Below are 14774 nucleotides of genomic sequence, written 5' to 3'. Positions count from 1 at the left end.
TGTTCAGCGGACCGTCCTGAAGCCCTTGTCGGCCGCCGGCGCGAAGCCGAAGGCGAAGTTCTGGTCGACCCGGTACGCCTCGTTGGCGTTCGGGTACGCGTTGGTGCACGACGGGCCGGGGCCGCCGCCGGACATCAGCTCGCTGCACGGGCCGGAGTAGTTGTCCGGCAGGCCGAGCACGTGGCCGGTCTCGTGCGTGACGACACGGAGCGCGTCGTAGACCTGGTTCTGCTGGTAGTCGAGGAAGACGTACCCGTGGCCGCGCCCGTCGGTGTAGGCGTAGCTGCCGCGGGAGTCGTTGCCCTCGTAGTAGTCGAAGTCTGCGCCGGAGGAGACCTCGACGAGCGTGACGTTGCTGACCGCCGCGTTCCAGATCTGGGCGCTGCGGTCGATCTCGTAGTTGAACGAGGGGGCCTGGTCGTCGTCGTAGGTGACGGTGACGGCCTGGATGCCGGGCTCGGCGGCCTGGCGCTGCTCCGCCTTCTTCGCGATCGCGTCGAAGAAGGCCTTGCTCTGCGCGCGCTGTTCGGCGCTGACGCCCTCGCCGGTGTAGGCGGCGAAGGTTCCCTCACTCTGGGGCGCCGGTGCGGCGGCGACCGAGGTGGCGGGGACGGCGGCCATCGTCGCGGCGGCCAGACCCAGTCCGAGTGCGGCGGACAGGGCCTTCGCGGTGCGGGCCGAACGTCTGTAGCGGCTCATGCGGGGGATCCTCTCGTCGAACGCGAGCCGCGACCGCCGAGTGGGTGGGGCTGTGGGGCGGCGGCCGAACCTCGCGCTGGAACGTGATGTCCCGGCGAGTGTGCGGCCGGTCACATCCGCGAGGGGAGATGTCATGCGGTCATAGCCCGCAGCAATCACCGCCCGGCGCGGGTGCGTCGGGTCGCTGGGGCGAACGACGCCCGACGGCGCGCTCTACCGCCCGGAAACGGACGGGACCTGGGAAAGCAGCTGCGCTCGGTCCTGACCGGAGGCGAGGAGGCCGGCCCAGGATCCGTCGACGAAGTGGAGGCGGGAATGCGCCATGTGGGGCCATTTCTCCGCCCACTTCAGGCTCTCGGCGCTGCGGACGTGCTTGCGCGGCAGCGACCAGCCGACTTCGGAGCCGAGGTCGCCGACGTAGACGAGATGGACCTCCGAGCGACCCACCGCGAGGTACTTCCGCACGTCGGCGTCGCACGCGGCCAGCAGCCCGCCCGCGTGGCTGCGCCAGCCACCGCGAAGCGGCCTGCGCCTGCGGCGGAGGGTGAGCGAGTCGGCGATCGCGTCGTAGAGGACCTGCGGCACATCCGTCGCCCAGATGATGATCAGGACCAGCCGGCCCCACCAGGGTGGCGCCTGCTTCCGCCGCTTCACCGCCACCGTCGGCTCGGGCCTCCGCCTCTTCGGCACCCTCCGCGCGTCGGTCCCGGACGACACCTGCACGACGACCGCGGGTGCATCGACGTGGCACAGGGCCGCAGCGACCTGCGCAGCCACCTTCTGGTCTGCTTTTCCGGCTCGTCGCCCCGCATGATCCCTGCCTCGACAGCCCTCGCCCCCGGCTCACCTGTCCGTGGTCGCGGGAAACTGGGAAAGCATCTGCTGCCACGCCGGACCGATGACGACGAGGTCGCCCCAGGATCGGTCCGTGAAGTGGAAGCGGAGCGTGGCCTTGTGCGGCGTTCCGCCTTCCCCTTCGAGGTGCTCGATACCGCGTACCTTCTCCCGCGTCACGGACCAGCCCGTCTCCGAGCCCAGCTCGCCGACGTACACGAGGTGCAGCCCCGTTCGCCCGACTACGAGGAAGCGCCGTGCGGATGTGTGGTGAGCCGCATGCAGCGAGCCGGCAGTGCTCCCCCAGCCGCCGCGCAGTGCACGCTTCCGCCAGAAGAACAACTTGCTCACGAGCCAGTCGTAGAGCGTCCCGATGGGGTCGCTGAGGTAGTAGACGGGCGTGACGACGAAGGAGAAGACGCGGTCCCCGAAAGTCTTCTTCCGCTTGCGGATCACCGAGGGGTTCGGCCATCGGCGGCGCGGTGGTGTTCTCGCGCGCTGGGAACCACTGCTGAGGCCGAAGACCACCGGCCGGTCCACGCCTGCCAGCGCCTTTTCGATCTGGTGGCCGAACTCCTGCGCGCTCTGCTCGGTCTTTTCGCTCATCACACTCTCTGCTCAGCCATCAGCCGAAGTCGTTCTCAACCTTCTGTTTGGGCGAGAGCCCGTCGTTCATACGGTCTTCGAACCTGCTCGATTCATCCTGCGGGAGGGGTTGTTTGGACGCGACGCCGGGGGCTCCCTCGGGGCCGTAGGTCGCATAGCCCTCCTTGATCACGTCGCCGGTCTCGACGCCGAGCAGCGGATACACGACTTCCTTCTTCACCGTGCGCTTCGCCAGCCAGTACGCGCCCGCGTCCCGCAGATCGCTCATCGAGCCACCCTCGATGTCGTCGAATTTCCCGCGATAGCGCTTGAGCGCGTTGCGGTGACTCATCGGGTTCTTCTTGTCGTTGAAGGCCCTGAGCGTCCTGCGCAGCTTCGCCATCTTGCGCAGCGCCTGCATGCGCTTCGCCAGGTCGGACAGGGTGTCGGCCAGCTTGGCCGTGATGCGCACGGCCTTCATCGCCTTGTGCGCGACGCCCGCGGCGGTGATCAGGGGGCCGATGACGGCCGCAGCTCCCGCGGTGAGGAAGGACAGGACGGCCGTCGTCGCGGCCGCCGCGATGACGGCCTGGACGATCTCCACGATCAGGTCGATCATCAGCTGCTCGGCCTCGGCGCAGGCCTCCGCCGCCAGCTGCAGCAGGTCGGCGATCTGGTCCATGTCGTCGGCCTCGCCCGAGAGGGCGTCCTCGTAGGCGCCCATCTGGTCGTGGAAGGCGTCCGCGGCCTCCCCGGCCCACTTGCCGTTCAGGCGCTTGCGCTCGAACTTGAGGTCGTCGACGACTCCGCGCAGGTCGCGGGCGGCTTCGCGGTAGTCCCCGGCGACCTCCATGAGCCGTTCGTTGTCGCCGGACACCTTCTCCAGGTCGTCCTCGAGGCCGAACTGCGCGATGATCCCGCGCACGGCTTCGTCCAGTACGTCGGAGAACGGCCCGGATATGCTGATCCCGAGCTTGCCGAGAAGGTCCATCACCGGCCGCCGAAGGTCACGTCGACGTCGTCCTCGGTCCGGTCGTACGCCTTGGCGGTGTCCTTCACCGCATCCACGAGGTCCTCCAGCGTGGAGGCCGCGTCCTTGAGGTCTTCCAGCCCATCGGTGCGCTGCTTCTCGTAGTCGGTCGCCAGTTCGTCCGACTCGGGGAGCTTCCCGAAGGCCCCGGGCGACAGCGTCACCCCGTTGATCTTGTTGCGGATGCGCCGGATCCGCTCGACTTCCTTGCCCACGTTCCTCGCGTAGGTCCGCAGAGCCTCAGGCTCCACCTCGAACTGCGCAGACACCGTTGCCCCCCGTCGCCCCGTTCTGGTCGTCACGCCCGACGCTAGACGGCCCGTCGGGGCGAAGAGGCGACGGTCGTGTGCGGATACCGTCACAATCCGCGGAACACGGCGCCTACGCAGGCGGGTTGCCGACGGTGAGGAGGAGGCGCAGGGCCGCGTTCCGGAAGGGTGCGACGCCCGGGGTGTGGACGGCGCGGTTCATGACCGCCGCCGCGCGGGCGATCCGCTGCGTGGGGCGACGGCGCAGCGCGTCGTAGGCGGCGAGGGCGTCCTCGACGTGCCGGTGGCCGGCGAGTTCGCGGGCCAGCGTGACGCCGTCGACCAGCGCCTCGCACGCCCCGCGGCCGAGGTCGGGCGTCATCGCGTGGGCCGCGTCGCCGATCAGCGCCACCCGCCCGCGCACGTAGCTCGGCAATGGCCGTTCCAGGTCGCACAGGTCGTGCCGCAGCACGTCCTCGCCGCCCGCCTTCTCCACCGCGTCGAGTACGCGCCGCACGTCCGCGTGCCAGCCGCCGAAGGCGGTGCGCAGCGCCGCCGGATCGCCGCCCTTGGCGACGGCCCGCCAGGGCGCCCGGACGCAGGCGAACCAGTTCGTACGGCCCTCCTCGTGCGGGGTGATGCCGAAGCGCGAGGCGTTGCCCCAGGTCTCCGACGCGTGTTCGGCCGCGCCGTCGACCGTGCCGCGCCACGAGGTGACGCCCGTGTACCGGATGCCGTAGGCGTCGCCGAAGAGCGCCTGCCGGGCACGGCTGCCCAGCCCGTCGGCGGCGATCACCACGTCGTGGGCGCCGCCGGCGAGGGTGACGTCCGGGACCTCGGAGTCGAAGCGGACGACGCCGTCGGGCAGCCGGCCGGCGAGCGTGCGGAGGAGGGTCGGCCGGGCGACGAGGCGGACCGCGTCGTGCGTGCCCGAGCGTGCGGACACGTCGACGGACGCGATGCGGCGGCCGTCGGGCCGCAGCAGGGCACCGCCGCGCTGCACATGGCCGCGCGCGCGGATCTCGTCGCCGGCGCCGACGGCGTCGAGAGCCCTCAGGGCGCTGGGCCACATGCCCAGCGCGGTGCCGGTACGCGGCAGGCCGGCGGCACGTTCCCGCACCTCCACGTCCCACCCGTCCTGGACCAGCCGTGCCGCGCAGGCCAGCCCGCCGATGCCGCCGCCGATGATCAGTGCGCTCCGCGTCATGAGCCCCACCGTACTACGTTTATAGTAGGAGGGCTCGCGACGGGCCCGCACCCGTAGAGTTCTCCGTTCCGGAGGAGATCGGTACGCGGAGGGAGACGAGCGACGATGGGCGGCGGCCGCAGACGAGAAGTCCTGGACGCAGCCGTGGAGGTGCTGGCCACCGGGGGACTGCGTCGGCTCACCTACCAGGCGGTGGACACGACGGCGGGCGTACCACCGGGCACCACCTCCAACCACTTCCGGAACCGCGAGGCGCTGCTCGACGGCATCGTGGCGCACCTCGAAGCCCTGGACCGCGAGGACTGGGAGCGCGGCGTCGGCACCCTCCCGGCCGCGCCCGCCGGGACGCCGGCGCCCGACGACCCCTCGGTCCCGTCCGGTCCCGAAGAACTGGCCACCGCGCTGGAGGGGCTCGTCCGGCACCTGGTCGGGCCGGGCAGGCACCGCACCACCGCCCGGTACGCCCTCACGCTGGAGGCCATCGCGCGGCCCGCGGTCGGCGAGGCGCTGCGCCGCGGCCACGCCTCGCTCCTCGACTGGGGCGCCCGCATCCTCAAGGCGATGGGCTCCCCCCAGCCCGAGGAGCACAGCCGGGCCCTGGCCGCCCTGCTCGAAGGGCTGATGTTCCAGCAGGTGGCCCTGCCGGAGGACGGCTTCGACCCGCTGCCGAGCATCCGTACGGCGGTGCGCGCCATGCTCCCCGAGACGGCGGACGACGCACCCGCCGGCCGTGCCGGAGCGACCCCCGCCACAGCCTGAGCGGGATCGTCCCGGGGCGGGTCGTTCGCCGGCCTGAACACGTGGCTGGGCCACGCCGCCGGCCCTCTCTTCCGCAGGGCCGCGCGACGGCAGGCTGCCGGCCAGGCGGACGTGCCGGCGCGGAGCCGTACCGGCGCCCGAGCCGGACGGACCACCGGGCGCGGCGGCTGTCGGCGGCGGCTGTCGGCGGCGGCGCGCATACTGGCCCCATGGGCTCCGGCCGTCGCAGCGCCACGACCGCTGCCGCACCGACCGCGCCCCCGGCGGACCCGCCGCTGGGGGGCACGTACGAGTTCGCGCGCGCCCCCCGCACCCTCGGCGCCATGGTGGCCTCGACGACCGGTTACCGCAGCCGTGGTGCCACACCGCAGCTGCACCGCGGGCTGCCGTCCCCCCACCTCACGCTGATCTTCTCCCTCGACGGCCCGGTGGTGGCCGGCGAGTCTCCCGAGCACGCGCGCTCGGCGGACGCGTACCGGACCGAGATCGTGCTCGGCGGCCTGCACCAGCGGCCGGCCTACGTCGTGCAGCCGTCCCACGAGGAGGGCGTGCAGCTGGCGGTGCACCCGCTGGCCGCGCGAGCCCTCTTCGGCATGCCGGCGGCCGAGCTCACGCAACTGGCGGGCGACGGCGGAGACGTCCTCGGCGTGCGGGCCGTGGAGATCCGCGAGCAGCTCGGCGAGCAGGCCGGCTGGGCGGAACGCTTCGCGACGCTGACCGCGTACCTGCGGCGGCAGGCGGAGGACGCCGGACGGCGGGCCGAGGTGCGCCCGGAGATCGCGGAGGCGTGGCGCTGGATGGCCTGGCACGGCGGCGCGGGCTCGCTCGACGGCATGGCCCGGCACGTCGCACTCAGCCGGCGGCAGCTCACCACCCTCTTCCAGCGCGAGGTGGGAGCCGGGCCCAAGCAGGTCAGCCGGCTGATGCGGTTCGAACGGGCGCAGCGCGCCGTGACGGAGGCCGTCACCGCCGGGCGGGCGCCCGACCTGTCGCGGATCGCCGCCCGCTGCGGCTACTTCGACCACTCGCACCTGGTGCGGGACTTCCGCCAGTACACCGGGCTGAGCCCGACCGGGTGGATCTGCGAGGAGCACCGGAATATCCAAGCCGGAGGACACCGGAACGGCGAAGAGTGGGACGCATGAACGCACAGCACACCGGCACCGAGACCGGCACACCACAGACCGGAGAGCCCACACCTCAGGCCCCCGCGCCGACCGTCTGGCCCACCCTCGCGGCGCGTGACGCGCTCGGCCTGATCGACTTCCTGGTGGAGAAGATCGGTTTCCACCGCACCGCCGTCTACACCGACGGCGACCGGGTCGCGCACGCCCAGCTCAGCTGGCCCGAGGGCGGCGGCGTGATGCTCGGTTCCCACAAGCCCGACGGCGAGTGGAACGTGGCACCCGGCACCTTCGGCGCCTACGTGGTCACCGACGACGTCGACGGCCTGTACGCACGGGTCAAGGCGGCCGGGGTCACCATCGGGCGCGCCCTCACCGACCAGGACTACGGCAACCGCGACTTCACGATCACCGACCCCGAGGGCAACCTCTGGTGCTTCGGGGTCTACCGCGGCGAGCCCGTGCCGCCGGCCGAGCAGGGCTGAGAAGCCGGGGCCGGGGGCGACGGCGGGAGCGCGGGCCGGGCTGATCCGGCGGGCCGGTCCGGTCCGTTCGGGACGGTCCGGCCCACCCGCTGGTCAGGCCGGGCTGCCGTTAGGCCGGATGCCCAGCGGTTCGCCGATCTCCGCGGCCATCACCGCACCGGCCTCCGCCTCCAGCTCACCGTCGTAGCTCTCGGTGTCGCTGTCGGTGTCCAGCCCGTCGAGCGCACCCAGCGGCTGGTTCAGCCGTACGTGCGCCACCAGCGACTGGAGTGCCCGCAGCGACGCCGAGGCGGCCGTACCCCAGTTGGTGAGGTAGGAGAACTGCCACCACCACAGGGCCTCGCTGACGCGACCCGCGCGGTAGTGGGCCATGCCGTGCCGCAGGTCGGTCACGATGTTCGCCACGTCGTCGGAGATCCGGCAGGCCACCGGAGCCTTGTGCGGCTCGTACGGGTCGAAGACCTCGGTGTAGACGTCGACGTGCTCCAGCAGGCCCGCGAGGCGCTCGCGCAGCTCGTCCACGTCCGCCTCCGGACCGATGTCCGGCTCGTAGCGCTCCTCGGGAACGATGTCCTCGTGCGCGCCCAACCGGCCCCCCGCCAGGAGCAGTTGGGACAGCTCCAGCAGCAGGTACGGGACGGCGCTGTCCGGCTCGTCGCCCTTGGCGACCTCCACGACCGAGACGAGGAAGCTCTCGACCTGGTCGGAGATCTGCACGGCGAAGTCGTTCGGGTCGTCCTTGATCGAGTTGAGCGTGGCGTCAGACATCCAGCGTTCGCCTCCCCTCGAAGGCCCGCCCCAGCGTGACCTCGTCGGCGTATTCGAGATCCCCCCCGACGGGGAGGCCGCTGGCCAGGCGGGTGACCTTGAGGCCCATCGCGGAGACCAGGCGCGCGAGGTACGTGGCCGTGGCCTCGCCCTCCAGATTGGGGTCGGTGGCCAGGATCAGCTCCGTCACCGAACCGTCCGCGAGCCTGGTCATCAGCTCACGGATACGCAGATCGTCCGGGCCCACGCCCTCGATCGGGCTGATCGCCCCGCCCAGCACGTGGTACCGGCCGCGGAACTCCCGGGTCCGCTCGATCGCGACGACGTCCTTCGGCTCCTCCACCACGCAGATCAGCGCGGGGTCGCGACGCGGGTCCTGGCAGACCCGGCACTGCTCGGCCTGCGCGACGTTGCCGCAGACCGCGCAGAAGCGGACCTTCTCCTTCACCTCGGTGAGGGCCGCCGCGAGACGCCGGACGTCGGTCGGCTCCGCCTGGAGGATGTGGAAGGCGATCCGCTGCGCGCTCTTCGGACCGACGCCGGGCAGCCTGCCCAACTCGTCGATGAGGTCCTGGACCACGCCTTCGTACACGGATGCCTGCTCTCACTCCCCGGGAACCGGATCCCGGCTCTGCCGTACGCCGTACGGTAGTCGCCCGCAGCGCGCGGCTGCTACCGCCTCGGCGGTTGTCGTACCGGACCGCCGCAGGTCGCCCGGGCGGTTCGGGGCACGCTTCACGCAGGGGTGGGTCCCGGCGTGGCACCGAAGCGGAGGACCAGGACGGGACGACGCGGCGCCCACGCCGCGGTACCGCCGGCGCGGACGCCCGCACGTCACCCCGTGCGTCCGTCAGAAGGGCATGCCCGGCATGCCGCCCAGACCCTGTGCCAGCGGGCCGAGCTTCTGCTGCGCCAGCTCCTGGGCCTCGTTGTTCGCGTCCCGCACGGCGGCGACCACCAGGTCGGCCAGGGTCTCCGTGTCCTGCGGGTCCGCGGCCCCGGGGTCGATCACCAGACCCTGGAGCTCACCGGAACCGTTGACCGTCGCCTTGACCAGGCCACCGCCCGCGGACCCCTCGACGTGGGTCTGCGCGAGCTCCTCCTGCGCCGCCGCGAGGTCCTGCTGCATCTTCTGCGCCTGCTGCAGCAGCTGCTGCATGTCGGGCTGGCCACCACCGGGAATCACGACTGGCTCCTGGTCGTCGAGGACGTGTGTACGCGCCCGAGCCTACGTGTTCGGCGCCGCGTTCGCGGCCCTCCCCACCAGCCGCCCGCCGACACCGCGCCCCGACGCACGGAGCGGGGAGGCCGGTGCTCGGTGGGCCTGCTCCCCCGCGCGACCCCGCACCCGGCCCGGACCGCAGGGGCGTGGCGCACGACCCGCTGCACGGCCCGCCCGGGAGACTCGTCCGGCTGACCGGCGCGAGCCCGTCAGTCGTGCGGGATCTCCTCGATCACCGTGGCGCCCAGTTCCCGCACGATCAGGTCGTAGCCGGAGAGGGCGCTCTCGTCCAGGTCGGCGTCGTCGTCCGCCGGCAGGTCGTCCTCGATGGACGAGGGCTTGGCCGCAGGTGCCGCCACCGATGCCGACGGACGGGGAGCCGCGCCCGCCTCCGCTCCCCCCGGCGCGGTCTGGGCGTACGCCAGGGCCTGGCGCGCGCCCGCCGACGGGGATGCGGCCGACGCGCCACCTCCCCCTCCGTGCCCCGCGCCGTCACCGGCGCCGGGTGGTGGGGACGGGTGCGGGACCGCTCCCGCGCCGGGGCCCGGCGACGTACCGCCGCCGCCCCACCCGGAACCACCTGCGCCTCCGGGCCCGCCGTGGCCGCCCTGCCCCGGACCCGGACCCGGACCCGGACCCGGGCCACGGCCGCCGCCGCCCGCCGGTCCCGAACCGGCGCCGCCGGACGGATCGACGACCGCTTCGACCTTCCACTGCACGCCGACCGCGTCGTTCAGTGCCTGCACGAGCACCTCGACGCTGCCGCCGTTCGCGAAGCTGTCCCGCGCGCCGGAGGTGGAGAACCCGACCTGGAGCGTCGTGCCGTCGAAGCCGACGACCTGGGCGTTCTGGCTGAGGAGGATCCAGGTGAAGCGGCGACGGTTCTTGACCGCCTCGAGGATCTGCGGCCACAGCTGCCGCACCTGAGCCGCGCCCTGCGCGCTGTCCTGGGCCGACGCCTGGGGCTGCGGGTGGGCCTGGGGCTGCTGCGGCTCTGCTGCGGGCGGCCCGGCCGCCCGCCCCTGCTCCGGGGCGGCCTCGGCGGACGGGGCCGCGGAGCCCGCACCCCCGCCCGCGCCGGGCCACTCGCCCGGCCGCCGCTCCGCCTGCTGCTTCTGCTGCTGTGGCTGCCGTGGTTCCTGGCCGCCCTCGGTGGGCCCGGTGCCCGTCGGCCACGCGCCCGGACGCCGTGCCGGCGTCTCGGCTCCCGGGCCACCCGCCCCCGGGCGACCGGCCGACTCCTGTGGCGCCGTGCCCCCCGCGGGGGACGCGCCGGGGCGGCGCCCCTGCTCCGGGCCTGCGGCGGGTGCGGCTCCGACCGGCCACCCGTCGGGGCCGACCTCGCCCTCGTCCGCTTCGGCCACCTGGGCGGGCTGTCCCGGCGCACCGCCGCCCTGGTCCACCGGTCCCTGCGGGGCGTGCGTCTGCGGGGCGTGCGTCTGCGGGGCCTGCCCGCTCGGGGCTTCCGCCTGCGGCGGCGCCGCGGGCGGGCCGCCCAGCGCGGCACGCGCCGCTGCCGGCCCGGCCACTCCGGGCGCTCCCGGCACACCGCCCGCGCCGGCCGGGGCGAGGCCCGCCACCGGACCACCCGCACCCGCCACCGTGGCGCCCCGCTCCAGCCGGTCCAGGCGCGCCTGCACCGACTGCTCGTCCGCGTACGTCGCGGGCAGCAGCACGCGGGCGCAGATCAGCTCCAGTTGCAGCCGCGGGGAGGTCGCCCCCCGCATCTCGGTCAGGCCGCTGTTCACCAGGTCCGCCGCACGGCTCAGCTCCGCCGCGCCGAACTTCCGCGCCTGGTCGAGCATCCGCTCCACCACGTCCACCGGCGCGTCGATCAGCCCCTTCTCCGCCGCGTCCGGCACCGCCGCGAGGATCACCAGGTCACGCAGACGCTCCAGGAGGTCGGCCACGAAACGGCGCGGGTCGTGGCCGCCCTCGATCACGCGGTCCACGATCTCGAAAGCCGACGCGCCGTCGCCGCCCGCGAACGCGTCCACGACCTCGTCCAGCAGCGCGCCGTCCGTGTAGCCGAGCAACGCGGTGGCCATGGCGTACGTCACGCCGTCCTCGCCGGCCCCGGCCAGCAGCTGGTCCATCACGGACATCGAGTCACGTACGGATCCGGCGCCCGCGCGCACCGCGAGCGGCAGGACGGCCTCGTCCACCGGGATCGCCTCGCGCTCGCACACCGCCGACAGGTAGTCCCGCAACGTCCCGGGCGGCACCAGCCGGAACGGATAGTGGTGCGTACGCGACCGGATGGTGCCGATGACCTTCTCCGGCTCCGTCGTCGCGAAGATGAACTTGAGGTGCTCCGGCGGCTCCTCGACCACCTTCAGCAGGGCGTTGAAGCCCGCCGGGGTGACCATGTGCGCCTCGTCGATGATGTAGATCTTGTAACGGCTGGAGGCCGGCCCGAAGAACGCCTTCTCGCGCAGCTCACGGGCGTCGTCCACACCGCCGTGCGAGGCGGCATCGATCTCGATCACGTCGATCGACCCGGGCCCGTTGCGCGCCAGGTCCAGGCAGGACCGGCACGCGCCGCACGGCGTCGGCGTGGGGCCCTGCTCGCAGTTCAGGCAGCGGGCGAGGATGCGCGCACTGGTCGTCTTGCCGCAGCCGCGGGGCCCGCTGAAGAGATACGCGTGGTTGACCCGGTTGTTGCGCAGCGCCTGCTGCAGCGGGTCGGTGACATGCTCCTGCCCGATGACCTCGGCGAAGGTCTCCGGGCGGTAGCGGCGGTACAGAGCGAGGGACGACACACCCCGACGATATCGGCCCCCACCGACATCACAGGAACCCCGAGGACACAGCGGCGCGCGGACGCCGCGGCCGGAACGCAAGGCGCCCCTCACGCACCCGCCAGAGCCCCCCTACCCTTGCTGCCTTCCGGCCCTGGGGGAGTTCAGAGAGTTAGCGCCACGTGAGGGGCTGCGCTCAGCCTACCCGATGCCCCGAGCTGCGAACGAACCGCCCACCCACCCCTCCGGCCAACCGGCCGACCCCGGGGAGCGGGTTCGCGAGCACCCCTCGATGTCTTGTATGGTTTGCGGCGGAGGATTCGCCTAGTGGCCTAGGGCGCACGCTTGGAAAGCGTGTTGGGGGCAACCCCTCACGAGTTCGAATCTCGTATCCTCCGCCCAGCCTCACCGGGCTGAACGTAGGGCCCCACCGCTCCGGCGGTGGGGCCCTACGTCGTCACTGGTCTCAGTTTGGTCTCAGTTGACCCTGGGACGGTAGACACGGCGATCACTACGGTCGTCCGAGAAGGACGACCCGAGGCAGGCACGTAGCACCTGATCTGTGTCGTGGTTCGCCGTCGTCTTCGTCAGGACTGGGACCGACTTCACCACACCTCGTGTGATCCGGCTCCGGACGCCAACGCGTACGCCATCGAAGTTCATCGTTGCCGCGGGTGGGCAGACCTCGTCCTGTGGACGGCCCATCTCATGGGCAAGGCGTGGCTCGCGCGCACCGATTGGGATGACCTTCTGCAGGAAGCAGGTGAGTCAGCCGGCACAGCATAACCCCCGCCGTACCCCCGGGGCGGCTGAGACCGCGCAGGAGGACTATCCCAAGTGTTCCTCTTCGTGATCGAGGATCTCCCGGAGCCGGCCGGTGAGGACATCTCGAAGAGGCTCTTGCTGGTCGCGGGGCAGCTCGATGGCTGGCAGTTCCCACTCCACGCCCTCGGTCATGTTGACCTGCACGGGGGCGTCCGGCGGGATCACGGCCGCCTGCAGCCAGTGCACAAACTCGGCCGCTTCGGTGCAGGTGCAGCCGTCGATGGACACCCCGTTGGGCTCGACGCTGGCCATTCCCTCCGCTTCACCGCCGGCAGTGGTGGTGTAGATGAAGGACAGGGTCTCGCCGGAGAAAACGCCGCTCCACTGCTCGGTGGGTGCGTCGGCCTCGCGGGTCCGCAGGGCGTCAGCGAAGCCCTCGAAGGTCAGGGACCAACCTGTCGGCTGATCGTCAGGCGGGCTGAACATGAACATGGTGCGGAAGGTGTCGACATCCTCGCTCGTCACTTGGGACTCTCCGTGGTTTACGGGGCGTAGCGGCCGTAGCCGGGGACTTCATGGGCTACGAGTAGAGCGTTCCAGTAGGGGACCGCGTCGGGGTCGTTCGTGGCCACTTCCACGCCGCGCAGTCGGTCGGCGTTGCCCGGGTATTCGATGGCCGACTTGTACTTGAACAGCTCCTGCTCGTCCTTCTTGTGCAGGACCTTCTCCTGGAAGTTGGAGGGGCTCTGCAGGTCGTCCAGGTTTCGGAAGGTGCACCCGGGCTTCTTGACGAACTTCGCTTCGACGGCCATGCCGTCGGTGTGCCGCAGACCGTCCACCATCAAGGTGCCCCGCGCTGACTTCCGCGGGTCGATGGGCACCTCCTTCTCCGGGTAGCCGGCGGTGCGCCGCTGGTAGTCCCGCTCGGCTTTCGTGCCGCCGGAGAATCCGCCGTCACGCAGGCTGTCCGCCCATCGGTCGAAGCTGTTCCGCTGCATAGGGGTCAGCGGTGGGAAGCGAGGGTCCGGCGGCGAGGGCGGAGGCATCGCCGGACGGTACAGGCTGGGGTCGGGCGGGGTGTACCCGGCTGGCACCAGACGCGGGATGCGCGGCACGGGAAGCGGCACAAGAGGCGGAATCAGCGGTCCGTCCGGGACCCACCACTTGTCCTTCGGCTGAGGGACCGGGACGCGCTTCTGGGACGAGTCCAGGTGGTGGCCGAGGCTGGCCAGGTTGAGTATCTTGCCGTCGCCGGATATGGCCTCGTGCAGCCCTCCGTCTTCGCCGTTGCCGCCGAACACGGGGGTGTCCCAGAGGGATTCACCGCCTGCCTTCAAGAATGCGTCGCTGAGGGTGTCACCCCAGGAGCGTTCGCTGGCTGTCACGATGTGGTCCGCGTAGTGCTCGCAGGCCGTCGCGATCTGCTGACACGCGGTTGGCAGGTTCGCGAGCAGGGTGTCCTGGTCGGACACCTGACTGGGCGGCCCGGCACGGCCAACGAACTTGGTGAAGAAATTGTCGATGGCGTCCGCCGTCTCGCCCTCGCCATTCCGCGTGGCGCGCCGCCAGCAGTCCTGGGCGTCGTAGAAGATCTGCAGTGCGATCCCGCGTGCCTTGCGCCACGTCGCGGCGACGTCCCGGAGCTTCTCGGGCGAGCCGCGGAAGCGGTCGCCGACCAGGTACTGCGTGACAAAGCTGGTCTCACCGATGAGGTCCGGCAAGTAGTTGCCACGTCCGAGGGGCGCCGGGGAACACCTCTGGCCGGCGGTCCCGGGAGAGGGAGCGGCCCCGGACTGGCCGATGGCCTCCAGCATGTCAGAAGCGATCTTGCTCTCGGTGGCCATGTAGTTGTTGGCGTTCTCCAGGAGCCCTTCGCTGCCCCGCCCGACGATGTACGTCGCCTCGCCCATCTGGTTCACCGTGGTGCGCGCGGCGGAGTCGTACATCGTGGCGAACGCGCGCCCCGCCTCGTCATCCCCCGCCATCCCCGCCTGCTCATCGAGCTCGCGCGCCAGCGCATGGACCGCCTCGGTGTACCACTCGTTCAGGCTGTGCATCCCCCACGAAGCGTTGATCAGATCCACTGCATGAACACGCAACCGCCCCGCCCCCCTTGTACCGCAACTGGGGGCCATTGTTTCATCCGCGGTCGACGGACCGGCTCTCCGTCCACGAGTCGTCTACCTGCCCGCTACCCCTTGACCAGTGACGTAGGTGCCCCTCTGGTACAAGCCGCGCCTCCCGAGTCGCGAGGCGCCTGGCATGGGCGCGCGCCGTAGTCCGCAACACAGCTTCGAGATCTGCCGG

Annotated in this window: 15 protein-coding genes, 1 tRNA gene and 1 other RNA gene; 4 read left to right on the top strand and 13 right to left on the bottom strand. The window is 72.0% G+C overall.

Features of this window, described 5'->3' with window-relative positions; translation table 11 throughout:
- Positions 1-3 precede the first annotated feature (3 nt).
- From snpA to RM572_RS15805, 6 genes are all read right to left on the bottom strand, one after another.
- Positions 4-699 (bottom strand): snapalysin, encoded by a 696-nt coding sequence (gene snpA, locus RM572_RS15830; RefSeq protein ID WP_311673991.1) that lies wholly within the window; start codon positions 697-699, stop codon positions 4-6.
- A 213-nt stretch (positions 700-912) separates the two neighbouring features.
- Positions 913-1476 (bottom strand): hypothetical protein, encoded by a 564-nt coding sequence (locus RM572_RS15825; protein ID WP_311673990.1) that lies wholly within the window; start codon positions 1474-1476, stop codon positions 913-915.
- Positions 1477-1542: 66 nt separating this feature from the next.
- Positions 1543-2139, bottom strand: a complete 597-nt coding sequence (locus tag RM572_RS15820; protein WP_311673989.1) for a hypothetical protein — start codon at positions 2137-2139, stop codon at positions 1543-1545.
- A 19-nt stretch (positions 2140-2158) separates the two neighbouring features.
- Positions 2159-3109, bottom strand: a complete 951-nt coding sequence (locus RM572_RS15815; RefSeq protein WP_311674060.1) for a WXG100 family type VII secretion target — start codon at positions 3107-3109, stop codon at positions 2159-2161.
- Positions 3109-3417, bottom strand: coding sequence for a type VII secretion target (locus tag RM572_RS15810; protein WP_311673988.1), 309 nt, complete (start codon positions 3415-3417; stop codon positions 3109-3111). Before RM572_RS15810 ends, RM572_RS15815 begins: the two co-directional genes overlap by 1 nt.
- A 112-nt stretch (positions 3418-3529) precedes the next feature.
- Complete coding sequence (locus RM572_RS15805; protein ID WP_311673987.1) at positions 3530-4603, bottom strand: FAD-dependent monooxygenase; 1074 nt, start codon at positions 4601-4603, stop codon at positions 3530-3532.
- 105 nt (positions 4604-4708) lie between these two features.
- Here RM572_RS15805 and RM572_RS15800 point away from each other — a divergent pair, with 105 nt between their 5' ends.
- The 3 genes from RM572_RS15800 (at position 4709) to RM572_RS15790 (ending at position 6971) form a co-directional block, all read left to right on the top strand.
- Positions 4709-5362 carry a TetR/AcrR family transcriptional regulator gene (locus RM572_RS15800; RefSeq protein ID WP_311673986.1) on the top strand — a complete coding sequence of 218 codons (654 nt, stop codon included), beginning with the start codon at positions 4709-4711 and terminating at the stop codon, positions 5360-5362.
- Between the two features lie 209 nt (positions 5363-5571).
- Positions 5572-6507, top strand: coding sequence for a helix-turn-helix transcriptional regulator (locus tag RM572_RS15795; protein WP_311673985.1), 936 nt, complete (start codon positions 5572-5574; stop codon positions 6505-6507).
- Entirely contained in the window at positions 6504-6971 is a 468-nt protein-coding gene (locus tag RM572_RS15790) for a VOC family protein (RefSeq protein ID WP_311673983.1), read from the top strand. Before RM572_RS15795 ends, RM572_RS15790 begins: the two co-directional genes overlap by 4 nt.
- A gap of 93 nt (positions 6972-7064) precedes the next feature.
- Here the strand turns inward: RM572_RS15790 and RM572_RS15785 are convergent, their stop codons facing one another.
- The 5 genes from RM572_RS15785 to ffs form a co-directional block, all read right to left on the bottom strand.
- Positions 7065-7739 carry a DUF5063 domain-containing protein gene (locus RM572_RS15785; protein ID WP_027765301.1) on the bottom strand — a complete coding sequence of 225 codons (675 nt, stop codon included), beginning with the start codon at positions 7737-7739 and terminating at the stop codon, positions 7065-7067.
- Positions 7732-8331 (bottom strand): recombination mediator RecR, encoded by a 600-nt coding sequence (recR, locus tag RM572_RS15780; protein WP_027765302.1) that lies wholly within the window; start codon positions 8329-8331, stop codon positions 7732-7734. The genes RM572_RS15785 and recR overlap by 8 nt, the downstream gene beginning before the upstream one ends.
- A gap of 258 nt (positions 8332-8589) precedes the next feature.
- A complete protein-coding gene (locus tag RM572_RS15775) occupies positions 8590-8925 on the bottom strand; it encodes a YbaB/EbfC family nucleoid-associated protein (RefSeq protein WP_311673982.1) in 336 nt (111 codons plus the stop codon).
- 245 nt (positions 8926-9170) lie between these two features.
- Entirely contained in the window at positions 9171-11723 is a 2553-nt protein-coding gene (locus RM572_RS15770) for a DNA polymerase III subunit gamma and tau (protein ID WP_311673981.1), read from the bottom strand.
- A gap of 78 nt (positions 11724-11801) precedes the next feature.
- An RNA gene (gene ffs, locus RM572_RS15765) (signal recognition particle sRNA small type) lies at positions 11802-11896 on the bottom strand.
- A 119-nt stretch (positions 11897-12015) separates the two neighbouring features.
- Between ffs and RM572_RS15760 the strand changes: the two genes are divergently transcribed.
- Positions 12016-12100, top strand: a tRNA-Ser gene (locus RM572_RS15760).
- Positions 12101-12530: 430 nt separating this feature from the next.
- On the opposite strand, the gene RM572_RS15755 is transcribed toward RM572_RS15760, so the two are convergent.
- The gene (locus tag RM572_RS15755; protein ID WP_311673980.1) at positions 12531-12992 is read right to left on the bottom strand and encodes a hypothetical protein; all 462 of its coding nucleotides are present in this window, start codon (positions 12990-12992) and stop codon (positions 12531-12533) included.
- A gap of 17 nt (positions 12993-13009) precedes the next feature.
- On the bottom strand, positions 13010-14551 hold the full coding sequence (locus RM572_RS15750; protein ID WP_311673979.1) for a restriction endonuclease fold toxin-2 domain-containing protein: 1542 nt from the start codon (positions 14549-14551) through the stop codon (positions 13010-13012).
- Positions 14552-14774: the final 223 nt, after the last annotated feature.

Origin of the sequence: Streptomyces hazeniae, from assembly GCF_031845485.1 — a bacterium.
In the GTDB taxonomy this organism is placed as follows: Bacteria; Actinomycetota; Actinomycetes; order Streptomycetales; family Streptomycetaceae; genus Streptomyces; species Streptomyces hazeniae.
This window is presented reverse-complemented; position numbering and strand designations above follow the sequence as displayed.